This is a genomic window from Mesorhizobium ciceri biovar biserrulae WSM1271, assembly GCF_000185905.1.
GTDB classification, from domain to species: Bacteria; Pseudomonadota; Alphaproteobacteria; order Rhizobiales; family Rhizobiaceae; genus Mesorhizobium; species Mesorhizobium ciceri.
Genome location: NC_014923.1, coordinates 3,915,876 through 3,929,043, shown reverse-complemented (window position 1 = coordinate 3,929,043; position 13,168 = coordinate 3,915,876). Strand labels below are relative to the sequence as shown.

13 protein-coding genes are annotated in these 13,168 nt (G+C 60.6%); 6 read left to right on the top strand and 7 right to left on the bottom strand.

What is annotated here, in order from left to right; all coding sequences use genetic code 11:
• Positions 1 to 4: 4 nt before the first annotated feature.
• Entirely contained in the window at positions 5 to 649 is a 645-nt protein-coding gene (locus tag MESCI_RS19050; RefSeq protein WP_224620913.1) for a GNAT family N-acetyltransferase, read from the bottom strand.
• Positions 650 to 980: 331 nt separating this feature from the next.
• Here MESCI_RS19050 and MESCI_RS19045 point away from each other — a divergent pair, with 331 nt between their 5' ends.
• The gene (locus MESCI_RS19045) at positions 981 to 2,357 is read left to right on the top strand and encodes an ISNCY family transposase (protein ID WP_164919931.1); all 1,377 of its coding nucleotides are present in this window, start codon (positions 981 to 983) and stop codon (positions 2,355 to 2,357) included.
• A 388-nt stretch (positions 2,358 to 2,745) separates the two neighbouring features.
• On the opposite strand, the gene MESCI_RS19040 is transcribed toward MESCI_RS19045, so the two are convergent.
• Positions 2,746 to 3,228, bottom strand: coding sequence for a RidA family protein (locus tag MESCI_RS19040; RefSeq protein WP_027161647.1), 483 nt, complete (start codon positions 3,226 to 3,228; stop codon positions 2,746 to 2,748).
• Between the two features lie 192 nt (positions 3,229 to 3,420).
• On the opposite strand from MESCI_RS19040, the gene MESCI_RS19035 reads away from it, so the two are divergent.
• From MESCI_RS19035 to MESCI_RS32295, 3 genes are all read left to right on the top strand, one after another.
• Entirely contained in the window at positions 3,421 to 4,116 is a 696-nt protein-coding gene (locus MESCI_RS19035) for a TetR/AcrR family transcriptional regulator C-terminal domain-containing protein (RefSeq protein WP_013531570.1), read from the top strand.
• A 312-nt stretch (positions 4,117 to 4,428) separates the two neighbouring features.
• Entirely contained in the window at positions 4,429 to 5,400 is a 972-nt protein-coding gene (locus MESCI_RS19030) for an SDR family oxidoreductase (protein ID WP_013531569.1), read from the top strand.
• Between the two features lie 40 nt (positions 5,401 to 5,440).
• Positions 5,441 to 5,590, top strand: coding sequence for a hypothetical protein (locus MESCI_RS32295; RefSeq protein WP_013531568.1), 150 nt, complete (start codon positions 5,441 to 5,443; stop codon positions 5,588 to 5,590).
• A 59-nt stretch (positions 5,591 to 5,649) separates the two neighbouring features.
• On the opposite strand, the gene MESCI_RS19025 is transcribed toward MESCI_RS32295, so the two are convergent.
• Positions 5,650 to 6,156, bottom strand: coding sequence for a YciE/YciF ferroxidase family protein (locus MESCI_RS19025; protein ID WP_013531567.1), 507 nt, complete (start codon positions 6,154 to 6,156; stop codon positions 5,650 to 5,652).
• Between the two features lie 236 nt (positions 6,157 to 6,392).
• On the opposite strand from MESCI_RS19025, the gene MESCI_RS19020 reads away from it, so the two are divergent.
• Positions 6,393 to 8,102 (top strand): HAD family hydrolase, encoded by a 1,710-nt coding sequence (locus MESCI_RS19020; protein ID WP_013531566.1) that lies wholly within the window; start codon positions 6,393 to 6,395, stop codon positions 8,100 to 8,102.
• A gap of 46 nt (positions 8,103 to 8,148) precedes the next feature.
• Here the strand turns inward: MESCI_RS19020 and MESCI_RS19015 are convergent, their stop codons facing one another.
• From MESCI_RS19015 to MESCI_RS19000, 4 genes are read right to left on the bottom strand one after another with little or no spacing between them, the layout of a single operon-like run.
• A complete protein-coding gene (locus MESCI_RS19015) occupies positions 8,149 to 8,610 on the bottom strand; it encodes a RidA family protein (protein WP_013531565.1) in 462 nt (153 codons plus the stop codon).
• A 23-nt stretch (positions 8,611 to 8,633) separates the two neighbouring features.
• Positions 8,634 to 10,913 (bottom strand): xanthine dehydrogenase family protein molybdopterin-binding subunit, encoded by a 2,280-nt coding sequence (locus tag MESCI_RS19010; protein WP_013531564.1) that lies wholly within the window; start codon positions 10,911 to 10,913, stop codon positions 8,634 to 8,636.
• Positions 10,914 to 10,916: 3 nt separating this feature from the next.
• Positions 10,917 to 11,939: an FAD binding domain-containing protein gene (locus MESCI_RS19005; protein WP_013531563.1), complete on the bottom strand. Its 1,023-nt coding sequence runs from the start codon at positions 11,937 to 11,939 to the stop codon at positions 10,917 to 10,919.
• A 1-nt stretch (position 11,940) separates the two neighbouring features.
• Positions 11,941 to 12,558, bottom strand: a complete 618-nt coding sequence (locus MESCI_RS19000; RefSeq protein ID WP_013531562.1) for a (2Fe-2S)-binding protein — start codon at positions 12,556 to 12,558, stop codon at positions 11,941 to 11,943.
• A 181-nt stretch (positions 12,559 to 12,739) separates the two neighbouring features.
• Between MESCI_RS19000 and MESCI_RS32290 the strand changes: the two genes are divergently transcribed.
• Positions 12,740 to 12,910 (top strand): hypothetical protein, encoded by a 171-nt coding sequence (locus MESCI_RS32290; RefSeq protein ID WP_013531561.1) that lies wholly within the window; start codon positions 12,740 to 12,742, stop codon positions 12,908 to 12,910.
• The last annotated feature ends 258 nt before the right edge of the window (positions 12,911 to 13,168 follow it).

Sequence of the window (13,168 nt, the reverse complement as noted above, 5' to 3'; positions counted from 1 at the left end):
AGCTTCATGAGGGCTTTCGGCTCCTTGGTGCAAATATCAGCAGCGTTCCGATCCGCTCGTAGCCCATCCGGGGATAAAGCAGCGCCCCGGCATGGGTTGCTGCCAGCACCGAGTACCTTGACCCGCGCGCGCGATCGTCGTGCAACATTTTCGATATCAAAGCCTGACCAATGCCGCGACGCCGGTGCGACGGCTCGACATACATGCTCGAACACCAGGTGGCTCCCACGGCATCCAGGCTGCGAACGCGCCCAACGATGTCGGCGCCGTCGATTGCCACATACTGGCGGAACGGCGCGGTGTCGCCGAGCAAATCGTCTGGGATCGGCTGCCTGCGGATGATCTTTCCCAACTGTGCCGCCCGTTCGGCCGTCTGCACGCGTTCGACCGAAGCAACCGATGGCGGGTTCGGAATCCGGTGCAATCGGTGGACGAAAAAGCCTTCGGTCCGCAGCAGCCGGTAGCCGAGAGCTTTGTAGGCGGTTCGTGTCGGCCCGTCCGGATCGTCGTTCGCGATCACAACGGAAATGGCAAAGCCCGGCCGCGCATGCTGCCGCACGACGGCATCGGTCTCTTGAGCGGCGACGTCATGGACGACCCATTCTTCGCCGCGGTAATCGCGAGGATTCTTGCGTTCGGCATCGCGCATCAGCCACAATGGTCCAACGCGGCTGGCCTCGTAAGGAAAGGTGCGGCTCCTATCAGCGCTGAAGCCATGCACGAACACTTCGATTGCCGCTTCGATCTCGCTGTTTGCCATCTTCATTTCAACAGCCTAGCGTTGGCGATCCGCTCAAGGCAATACGCCACAATCGGCTCAAGCCTATGAGAATCAGCGGCAATTTACAGTTCTTGGCCCATGCGTTAGTTCCATAATCTATCTTATGCGACTTTTGGATTATTGCCGCAAAATAGAAATGTCTTGATTCCGCAAAGTAGGAATGTCGCCTTGCTCGTCCATGAGCGAGGGAGACGGCGGGTTGGGACTGATCTTAATGAGCGAGCGCGAGCTGCAACGCATCGAGGTGCTGTCGAAGGTTTTGGAGCAGCGCATGACGGTCGTCTCGGCGGCGCATGTGCTGGATATGACGACCCGCCAGGTCCAGCGTCTGCTGAAGGCGTTCCGCGTCGAAGGCGCCGCAGCACTTCGGCACAAGGCTCGAGGACGACCGTCAAACCATCGATATGTCGCCGGCATCGGCGAACTGGCGGTTCAGTTGGTTCGGGAACACTATCTCGACTTCGGGCCGACCTTGGCGGCCGAGAAGTTGGCGGCGAACCACGGCCTGGTCGTGTCACGAGAGACGTTGCGCAAATGGATGGCGGAAGCTGGAATCTGGCTGTCCCGAAAGCACCGCAGGACGTTCCATCAGCCCAGATTACGTCGGGAGTCGTATGGCGAGCTGGTGCAGATCGACGGCAGCGATCACCGTTGGTTTGAGGAGCGGGGCGACCCATGCACCCTGCTCGTCTTCATCGACGACGCAACCAGCGCGCTTCAACAACTTCGCTTTGTGAAGTCGGAGAGTACGTTCAGCTACTTCGAAGCGCTGGAGCTTTATCTGAAGACGCACGGTTGTCCGGTCGCATTCTATTCCGACAAGCACACGGTGTTTCGGGTGGCGAAGGCCGAGGCTCGCGCCGGCCGCGGCATGACGCAGTTCGGGCGTGCCTTGTCTGAGTTCAACATCGAGATCCTTTGTGCCAATTCCAGCCAGGCCAAGGGCCGGGTCGAACGGGTCAATCGGACGCTGCAGGACCGGCTTGTGAAGGAACTGCGGCTTGCCGGGATATCGGACATCGAGGCGGCCAATGCGTTCCTGCCGGCGTTCATGGTCGACTTCAACGAGAGGTTCGCCAAGGTCCCTGCCCGACCGGACAATCTGCATCGCGCATTGAATGTTGCGCCAGATCGGCTGCGTGACGTGCTGTGCAAGCGGGAGCAGCGTTATGTCGGCCAGCAATTGTCGTTCTCCTACGAACGCAGGCAGATCATGCTTGAGAAGAACGAACTTTCGTGCGGACTGGTCGGCAAATACGTCGATATCCATGAGTTCGCCGACGGTCGGCTGGATGTTCGATGGAGAGCGTGTTCCTTGCCCTACACCGTCTTCGACAAGGAGCAGCGCGTCACGCACACGGCGGTCACCGAGAACAAGCGGCTCGGCGAAGTGCTGACTTGGATCAAGGCTCAGCAGGATGAGGCGCGGCCTCCGCCGAAGATCAAGACCAACAGCGAGCAGAGTGCCTACAAGAAGCGCGGAACCAAGCCGGGCCGCAGGACGGACTTCATGAACGATCCTGCAGTCATCGCGCGGCGAGAACAGGCACTGGCAAGCTTGACCGCTGCCGAGTGAGGCGGGCTCTCAAAGTTAAAGTCAGAGAGCCAAGCTGGATCGCCCCCGATCGGGCTGCGCAGCCCCGGCCAGCTGACGCCCGATCGGACGCTCACGTCGGTGCCAAGAAGCGCCTCACTGTCGCATTTCTAACTTGCTGCGCCCTGCCCTTCGAACAGGCCCTGGCGACATTTCTACTTTGCAGAGCGAGCGACATTTCTACATCGCCGCCACATTGGATACGGCGAGCGGCATGGATGCGGCGGTCCCCGACTTCACTTTCCAGTTCCCTTGGAGGCTTCAGCCTGGAAACACGTGAGGCTTGGAAACATCCGCTCGATATTGTGAGCGCGCAGCCGTCGGCAGCGCGCTCGACTCTTTGTTCGAACGATCGGGTCAATCGGAGCGACTATTCCAGAATAACGGTGGCCTCCACCTCGAAAAGCATGGGATCGATTGCAAGCTTGGGAACGGGAACCAGAGTCTGCGCCGGCAGCGCCTCGCCGAACATGTCCTTGACGTTCCTGGTCAACACCTCGAGCTTGGACATGTCGTGGTCGACCACGAAGACCGTGAGCTTCGCCACCTGATCCGGCTTGGCGCCGATGCCCTCAAGCGCAGCATGCAAATTTGCGTAGGCCTGCTTCACCTGGACGGCGAAATCCGGTGACAAGGTTCCTGTGCTGTCTTGGCCGCCCTGCCCGGAGATGTAGGCGATCCGAGCTCCGAGCGGTGCGATTACGGCGGTGCTGTAGCCATTCGGCGACGGGTCGTAGAGTGCCTGTGGATTGACAATAGTCAGCTTGAACTCGTTCGCCGGCGACGCAGTGGGGACTGCAATGGTCATGATGATTAGCCCTCCGATAAGCAGATGCTTGATTGCGCGTGACATGGTTTTTCGCTTGGCTCCGCAGCCTGCGAGCAACCTACCCTGGCGCCTGCAGATTGAACTTTAACCTAATCGCTACGTGAATCGTGCGATGTACGAGTCATCGTATGGTACGTCGTACGAGTCAATCGCTCAAGATCGACATTTGTCGCGTTGCCGGTCAAAATCGATGTTCTGAAAAAGCGAGGACGACGGATGGTAGCCAAACGCAGCGGCGCCCGGAGCAAAGGGGATCAACGGATAAGCGTGTCGCTCCAGCCCGTGCAGCAAGCGAGCACCGAGCCGCCGCTGTCTCGAGAGCGTATCGTGGCGACCGCGGTGGAACTGCTGGACGCCCAGGGCATAGACGGATTGACAATGCGTCGGCTGGCCGATCGCCTCGGCTCGGGTGTGATGAGTCTATATTGGCACGTCGACAACAAGGAGGATGTCTTTGATCTAGCAGTCGATTCGGTGCTCGAACATCGCGGATCGCCTGAAACAGGTGAGTCTCCGGACTGGCGCGGAGACGTCGTTCATATGCTCGAAGACTGGCGCGCCAGAATGTTGCGCCATCCTTGGTCGGCATCGCTGTTGCCGCGCCGGGCGCTCGGTCGGAACATTCTCGGTCGCCTGGAAATGCTGAGCAAGACCTTGTCCAGAGCCGGTGTTGCGGACGCGGATCTGAACGCCGCGATATGGTCGCTCTGGAACTATGTGATGGGCGCTACCCTCACCCGGGCAAGCTTCGACCTCTCGGAAGAAGACAGGGCAGCCGCACAGCAGCGTCTTACACATCTCAGCGAACACTACCCGACAATCGAACGCTCTCGTCTGCTGTTGGACAACGATTGGGATGGCGCCTTCCGAAGAGGCCTCGACTTCCTGCTCGACGGCCTCTCGCCAAGATAGAATTCCGGCGCTCCGCCCGGAGCAGACCGGATGGCGCTGCTTTGCGCACGCCAGTTTGACGCAAGAGCTTCCCAGTCCACATCGTCACGTTTGGCTCGCCGCCAAGGCGGCGCAGGCAGCGGGCAAGCCCCGGGTGCTCGATCCCGTCGCGGCGGTGGCTGGTGCGGCTGCATTGCAGCTGAATTGTTGCAGTTGGCGATGTCGTCGCCACGCATTGCCAACCGCTGGTCGGAATCCTCTCTGCAGTCGATCTTTTGCGCAAACCTTTTTGGCCGACATGCGTTGTTTTCTCTCCAAGCCAAGGAGACGATCATGCAGATGAAGTCGGAAATAGCCGGTGAAGCGGCCAAGCAGCGCCATATCCAACGTGGCATCGATGCCAAGGACAAATCGAAAGGCGATGGGAAGCTGCAAGGCGCCATGCAGGCTGGCGCCCGCGAATATCCCGAGCCCCCCTTCCCTGAGCAACATCAGCCCAAACCGGGACATGAATGGGCCATAGAGCCGGCGCCGCTGTACGATGCGCCTTACTATCTCGGATCGAAAAAACTCAACCAAAAGGTAGCGCTCATCACGGGCGGCGATTCGGGCATCGGCCGCTCGGTGGCGGTGTTGTTCGCCCGCGAGGGCGCCGACGTCGCGATCGTCTATCTGGCCGAGGACAAGGACGCTGAAGAGACCAAATCCGCGGTGGAAAAGGAGGGACGACGCTGCCTCCTGGTCAAGGCCGATGTCAGCGAACGCAGCCACTGCCACAAGGCGGTCATGGAGACCGTTGAAAAATTCGGCCGCATCGACGTGCTGGTCAACAATGCTGCGTTCCAGATCCATTCCAGCGACTTCGGCGAGCTCACCGAAGAACATTTCGACACGACGTTGAAGACCAATCTTTACGGCTATTTTCATATGGCGCAGGAAGCGGTGCCGCACATGAAACCCGGTTCGGCGATCATCAACACCGGTTCGGTAACCGGTATCGACGGTTCAAAACAGCTGGTCGACTATTCGATGACCAAGGGCGGCATCCATGCTTTCACGCGGGCCCTGTCGGGCAATCTCATCGGCAGGGGCATAAGGGTGAATGCGGTAGCACCGGGTCCGGTGTGGACGCCGCTCAATCCGTCGGACAAGGAAGCTGACGACGTCTCGAAATTCGGCGCGGACACGCCAATGAAACGACCAGCGCAACCGGAAGAGCTCGCGCCGGCCTATGTGTTCCTCGCTTCGCCGCATTGCTCGAGCTACATCACCGGCGAGATCTTGCCCGTCGTCGGAGGGTACTGAGGATGGCCGAAACGAAATCCGCAACGAAGGAGTAGGATGGATGGGCCGTCTGCTTTTCATGGTGGCGTTCGCTTGTGTAGCGTATCGCATCTACACGGAAACCGCAGGGTCTGCTCGGCATGTGCCGCAGGATGACGGTGAGGCGCTGCGCAAGCAATCAGCGGCACTGGGCGTCGACCCGTCTCGCTGACGGGATGGAACCTACCGGCAATCCGGCCGGCCGAGTTACCAGCCGGCCGGATTGCAGCCTTATTCGGCTGCCTGCAGGTTGATCTTGCTTTCCGCCATTTCGGTGAGCTTGCGATCTGTCGCCTGTTCTTCCTTGAGATTCTTGGCCAGCACATTGGCGCAGTCGGTGCGGCCAAGCTGCTTGGCCCAGGCGATGAGCGTGCCGTAGCGCGTCATCTCGTAGTGTTCGACGGCCTGCGCCGAAGCAATCAGCGCCGCGTCGAGAACCTCCTTGTCATCGACGTCACCGCTCACATCGTCGGCCTCCTCGAGAATGCCGTCGATTGCCGGACAGTTGACCTCCTTGGCCTTGACGCCATGCAACTCAAACACCTGTTCGACGCGCTCGACATGGCCTCTCGTCTGATCGAGGTGTTTTTCAAATCCGGCTTTCAATTGCGGGTCGGTTGCCTTGTCGATCATCTTCGGCAGCGCTTTCTCGATCTGCTTTTCGGCGTAATAGATGTCGCGCAGCGTGTGCACGAAGAGATCGTCGAGTGTCTTGATGTCCTTCGAAAAGAAGCCCATGGCCTTACCTTTCATTGCGCTTGGTGTGGATTTCGGCGACGGGGTTTGCGCCGCCAACAAAGACCGGGACGGTTCCCGGCTTGTCTGGTCAACGTGCCGGCACCGAAGGAGTTCCTGATTTCCGAGGGCGGACCCGTTCCCCCTTCTCCAAGACCTGCGATCCGGTCGGTGGGGAGCCTTTGTCTCGATCACACGTTCTAGTCGCAGAGCAATCGGAACCGAGAAGGGTTGGCGGAATGTATTTCATTGCATTGGCGACTGACTATGACGGCACGCTGGCTCATGATGGGGTCGTCGCCAAGAAAACGCTCACTGCGCTTGAGCGGTTCAAGAAAAGCGGCCGCAAGCTGGTTCTCGTCACCGGGCGTGAACTGCCCGATCTCAAGGGCGTCTTTCCCGAGCTTAGCCTCTTCGACAAGGTCGTCGCTGAGAATGGCGCGATGATCTACACGCCGGCCAGCGAGGAAGAGCGGGTGATCGCCCCGCCGCCCGAGCCCAAATTCGTCGCCAGGTTGAAGAGGCAGGGCGTCAAGCCGCTTTCGGTCGGACGATCGATCGTCGCGACCTGGGAACCGCATCAAGCGACCGTGCTTGAGGTCATCAAGAAGATGGGGCTCGAACTGGAAATCATCTTCAACAAGGGCGCGGTGATGATCCTGCCGAGCGGCATCAACAAAGCCACCGGGCTCGCCGCGGCCCTTCAGGACCTTCGACTTTCGCCGCACAACGTCGTCGGCGTCGGCGACGCCGAGAACGATCATGCGTTCCTGCAAGCCTGTGGCTGCAGCGTCGCCGTCGACAATGCAATTCCGGCGGTCAAGGATACAGCCAACCTGGTCATGCGTGGCGCCCGAGGCAAAGGCGTGGAGCAACTGATCGCAAAGCTGATAAAGCGTGATCACGCGATAGTGCCGAAGCGCCATGACGGCATCGTTCTTGGATCATCTGGCGGCGACGATACCTACCTGTCGCCGAGCGACACGATCCTCATTGCCGGGAGTTCCGGTATCGGTAAATCCACCTTGGCCACCGCGCTGACCGAGCGCTTCGTCGAAAGCGGCTTTCAGTTTTGTGTCTTCGATCCCGAAGGCGACTATGATGGCCTCGAAGGCGCCGTTCGCCTGGGAGACGGCTCAAGCGCGCCGACAAAGGCGCAAGTGCTGGATCTGATCGCCAAGGCCGACAGCAATATAGTCGTCAATGGACTGGCCCTGCGGGTCGACGAGAGGCCGGATTTCTTTGCCGACCTGCTGCCTGGCCTCAGCAGTTTCCGCCGGCGCACCGCGAGACCGCACTGGCTCGTGATCGATGAAGCGCATCATCTTCTGCCCAAGCGGCGCGACGATACGCGGGCGGTTCTGTCATTGGAATTGCCTGGCACAATCCTGATCACCGTTCACCCCGAGGCGATCTCGACAGACGCCTTGCGCCTGGTGACAGCCATCATTGCGCTTGGCCCCAAGGCAAAGGACGTCGTGAAGGTCTTCTGCCGTGAAACCGGCATTGAGCCGCCGAAAGTCATCCCCAGCCCGAAAGGTGCGCGCGTGCTGTTCTGGCGGCCGCAGGCAGGCAAAAAAGTCAAGACGGTCAAAGTGGTCGAACCACGTCAGTCACTCAAGCGGCACAGCCGGAAATATGCCGAAGGCCAGCTCGACGAAGCCGGCAGCTTCTATTTCCATGGCCCTGAGAATGCGATGAATCTCAGGGCTCACAATCTGATGATCTTCGCTCAGATCGCCGAGGGCATAGATGACAAGACCTGGGAGTTTCATTTGCGCACCGGCGACTATTCCAAATGGTTTCGACATCAGATCAGGGACAAGGACCTGGCGCGCGAAACCGCCCAGGCGGAAGAGGACAAGACCCTGTCGGCGGAGGAGAGCCGCAAGCGGGTGCTTGATGCCGTGCGCCGCCGTTACACGGCTCCCGCCACAGCCCCGGAGTGACACGCGAGAGCCAAGTCAATCAAGCCAGCGCTGCATGCGAAATTCTTCAGTCAGGCAACGCCGCCACCGCAACAATTTCAACGACGATGTCGGCTTGCGCAAGCGCTGCAACTCCGATCACCTCCGAAGGCGGCGGGTTGTTATAGCTGCAGTGCTTCGGGCAATGCTCGGCAAAGAACTCGTCCAGTACGTCGAGACGAAAATTGGGTGAACTCAGAACGCCGCCATCGGGAAATGGCCCCTTGATGAAGAAGGTCAGCCGGATGAGATAGTCGAGCGCGCTGCCGAGTTCTTCCAGATCTGATTTGATGTTCGCCAGAATTGCACGCCACTGTGCCGCCGCATCGCCAGTGAATCCCCCTCCTCTCTTTCCGGTCGGATCATAATTTTCGGCGGTTGCCGTATTTCCGCAAAGGTAGACAAATCCCCTTGCTCCGGAGACGACCGTGCCTTTTCCCCACGGCATCAACCTGCCGTTTTTGAATTTCTTATGGGTTACGAGTTCCATGCTTGGTCCAGAACTCTTGATCGTCAGCCTATCAAATCGTCTATTCTGATCGGCAGATCGCGAATGCGCTTGCCGGTGGCATGATAGACGGCACTCGCCACGGCAGCAGCCGTTCCGACATTGCCGAGTTCGCCCAAACCCTTGACGCCGGCAGGGTTGACCTGATGGTCGATTTCGGGGACCAGGATAACGTCGACCTGTTTGATGTCGGCGTTGACCGGCACGAGATAGTCCTGCAGGTCGCGGTTGACGTAGCGCGCGTGTCGCTGATCGATTTCCGTCGCCTCGTGCAACGCCTGGCCGATACCCCAGATCATGCCACCCATCAGCTGGCTGCGCGCGGTGCGCGTGTTCATGATGCGCCCGGCGGCGAAGGCCCCGACGATGCGCGGGACCCGGATTTCGCGTGTATAGCTGTTGATGCGCACTTCGACGAACTCGGCGCCAAAGGCATATTTGACCGAATCTTCGTCGTTCTCTCCCCCATGAAATTCCGACTGTCCGGCATAGAGTTTGCTGAGGGCTTCAGGCGAAGAACCCTTCGGCGCAAACTCGGCATATTCCTCGATGGCGCCGACTTGCATAGCCTTGAAGACATCAGCCAGCTTTGCGGATTTGCCGGTCTCGGTGACGACCTCTTCGTCCTTCAAGTCCAGCTTCGCATTGCCCGAACCGGCCAGCGGAGCCCCCCTGCCCGCAGCGGCGGCGAACAGCTTTCCGCGTATCGCGTCGCAGGCTTTCATGACCGCCGAGCAGACACTGGCGGTCGAGATCGATCCGCCCGACACGGGAGCCGGCGGCAAGGCACTGTCGCCCATCTCGACGCTGATCTTGTCCATGCCGATGCCCAGTCTTTCGGCCGCCATCTGGCCGGCGATGGTGCGAACGCCGGTGCCGATTTCATGCGAGCCGCACTGGACTCGAACCTCGCCGTCGGCGGTGAGACGAACCCGGGCCGCGCAGGGCGCGGCGGCAGTCGGATAGATCGCCGTCGCACAGCCCATCCCGACCAGCCAGTCGCCGTCGCGCATCGAGCCGACCTTGGGATCGCGCTTCGACCAGCCAAAGGCCTCCGACGCCTGGTCGTAGCACTTGATGAGTGAGCGGCTGGAAAATGGCTTGCCTCCGATGGGCTCCTTCTCCGGTTCATTGATGCGACGAAACTCGACAGGATCCATGCCGAGGGCCACGGCCATTTCATCCATGGCGTTTTCCAGCGCGTAGACATAAGGCGTCTCCGGCGGCGATCGCATGTAGCCAGGCGTGTTGCGGTCGGCGTGAACCAGCGAAACATGCGTCAGAACGGCGCCGTAATTGTACATGCGCGCGGTGGCGGACGTGCCGCCGACGACATAAGGGTCAGGGCGTGACGTCACCTCCCAGGCCTCATGTCCGAACGCCGTGATGCGGCCGTCCTTGCCGGCGCCCATGCGGATCCTATGCCGCGTTTCGGCGCGATAGGTCTGCGTACCGAAGGCTTGCATGCGATTGACGACGCAACGAACCGGGCGGCCAATGCGTCGCGCCGCGACGGCAACGATAGCGGTGCGTGCCGTCATCGGCCCCTTGGAGCCGAAGGCGCCGCCGATATAGGGACTGACGATCCGCACATTGGCCGGATCGAGCTTCAGCTGGCGTGCCAGTTCCACCTTCCAGCCGGTAACGTTCTGGCTGGGCTCGTGTATGGTCAACTGGTCGCCTTGCCATATTGCGGTGGTCGAAAACAGTTCGATCGGATTGTGATGCTGGGTCGGCGTCGAATATTTTTCGTCGATCTTTACCGTCGCATCCGCCCAGGCGGCATCGAAATCACCGGCCTTCGCATCCTCCTTGAACATTGGGTTTTTGCCGGCAGCCGGCTCCATCTTCACGCCCTTGGAATCAAAGCTGGCGGCGGGCCGTTCGTCCTCATAGTCGGCGCGGATCAACATTGCGGCTTCCTCCGCCGCCTCGAAGGTCTCGGCAACCACCAGAGCGATGATCTGACCGTCGTGAAAAACCGTCTTGTCGTGCAAAGGCCCGATCGAACTTGCGCCGGTGTTGCCGAATTTCGGCGTGTCGGTCTTGTCCATATCGTCATAGGTGACGATGTCCAGCACACCGGGTACGGCCCGGGCGTCTTTCGTGTGAAGTCCCGAAACCTTGCCCCGGGCAATGCTGCTGGTGGCAAGGGCACCGTAGGCGACGTTGGCCGTGACGATGTCGGCGGGATAGCCGGCCTGTCCGGTAACTTTTAGCCGGGCGTCAATGCGGACAACCGGATCGCCCTGGTTTTCCCTGGGGGCGGGTGCAGCTTGGTTCATGGCTCAGCCCTTCATATCCCGGGTTTCGAGCAGCGCCCGCACCAGCGTGCGCTTGCCGAGCGGTATCTTGAATGCGTTATGCTCGCGCGGTCTGGCATCGGCGAAGGCAGCCTCGGCAGCCTCTTGCGCCGCGGCTTCGTCAAGCACTTTGCCCTGTAGCGCGTCCTCTGCTTCGCGCGCCCGCCACGGCACCGTCGCCACACCACCAAGCGCAATGCGCGCACTCCTTACCGTCTCGCCATCCATGTCGAGCGCAACAGCCGCGGACGCCAACGCAAACGCGTAGGATTCGCGATCGCGAATCTTCAGATAGCGCGACCGGCTGCTCCACCGTTCGAGCCGCACTTCGATGGCGGTTATGAGCTCGTCGGCGGCGAGATCCGTCTCGATGTCGGGCGTGTCGCCCGGCCGTTTGTGCAGCTTGGCAAATGCAAGCGTGCGCCTTCCCCGCGGACCTTCGATCTCGACGGTGGCATCGAGCGCAACCAGCGCCTGCGCGAAATCGCCGTGATACGTGGCGATGCAGGCATCGCTCGTACCCAGCACGGCGTGCTGGCGATTGGACCCTTCCATCGCAGCGCAGCCGGAGCCGGGTTCGCGCTTGTTGCACGGCCAGGAAATCTCTCGAAAATACTCGCAGCGCGTACGTTGCAGCACATTGCCGCCCAGGCTCGCCATGTTGCGAAGCTGACCGCTGGCGGCGAATTTCAGGCTGTCGGCAAGGGCGGGGCAACGCCGCCGGACGTCAACGTTGTCGGCTGCTTCACCCATGCGGACCAGTGCACCAAACCGGATCGTGTCATCGTTTATCCTGATCTGCCGCAAGGCCGGCTCGGCAAGAGTGTTGAGGTCAAGCAGTCGGTCCGGCTGCGCGACACCGAGCTTCATGTAGTCGGCCAGATTGGTGCCGCCGGCGATGAATTGCGTGTCGGCGCCGGTTGGCGGAACGCGCACGGCATCGACACGGGATGCCATGGCGATTGCAGCGGAGACGCTGGTTGGTCTTTCATAAACGAAGGGGCGCATCCTAGGCCCTCCTGATCTCGTCGCGCGCCTGGACGATCGCCGCAACGATGTTGGGATAGGCCGCACAGCGACACAGATTGCCGCTCATATATTCGCGAATGTCATCTTCCGACCCCGCATGGCCTTCGTTGATGCAACCGATGGCGGACATGATCTGACCCGGTGTGCAATAGCCGCATTGAAAGGCATCGTGGTCGACGAAGGCCTGCTGGACCGGATGCAGTTCCCCGTCCGTCGAGGCCAGGCCTTCCACCGTTGTGATCTCCCGCCCCTGGTTCATGACGGCAAAGCTCAAGCAGGACAGTACCCGCTTTCCATCGATCAGAACCGTGCAGGCGCCGCACTGACCGTGATCGCAACCTTTCTTGGTGCCGGTCAGGCCGACGTGGTCGCGCAGAGCGTCAAGCAGGCTGGTTCGATTGTCGAGCGCGAGATTGTAGGTCTGTTTATTGATACGCATTGAAACCGCCGACAAGTCGCGCGGTTCGGCTGGCTTTGCGGACGCTGGCTGGGCAGCTCTCGTCGGGGAATTCACAAGCGGCATCGCCGCCGCCGCCGAAACAGAGGCCGTCATGAACATGCGTCTGCTCAGGCCACTGGACATCTTGGCATCGGGCATGGCTGGCTCCGGGCTGGCTGGGTCTCAAGCGGCCCAAACCAGTCGCGGAGGACAAAGTTCCCTCCTCACGAGCCTGTGATCCTTTTTCTGCTGGCGGGATCGATATAACCGGAACCTCGCCTGTCGAGCGATGGTTGTGTGCCAAGAGCCGGTGTGTGCCAAGGGCCGGAAGGAGGCGATCATGAGCGATGGTCGGCATGACAAGGACGGTGACAATGGACCTGTGTTCTCTGCGGAGCAGGCGAGACAGGGCGAGATCATCCTGCGAACGCGCACGCGTCGGGTTATCTTCATAGCCGGCTTGGTCGGTATTGTGATCCTGGCCATCGCGGTCAGATTGGCAATCGGCTGAACCAATTCCGCCAGGCGCGAAACCGTGCCCGGTCGCCAGGAACCTTTTACGACCAGTTGTCGTTGACTGGCCACGTCAAAACTCCTGGGAGTTCTCCCGTGGACGCGAAAACCCAAACCGAAGAACCTGAACCGGCGACACGCACGCCGCGCCACGCAGGGCCACCTCAGAGGCGTCGCCAAAACACCGGAAAGACGCCGGTCAGGCCGACGGTCAGGAGCACAAGCAGGACAAGCAGGCCGGAGAACCAAAGCCCAG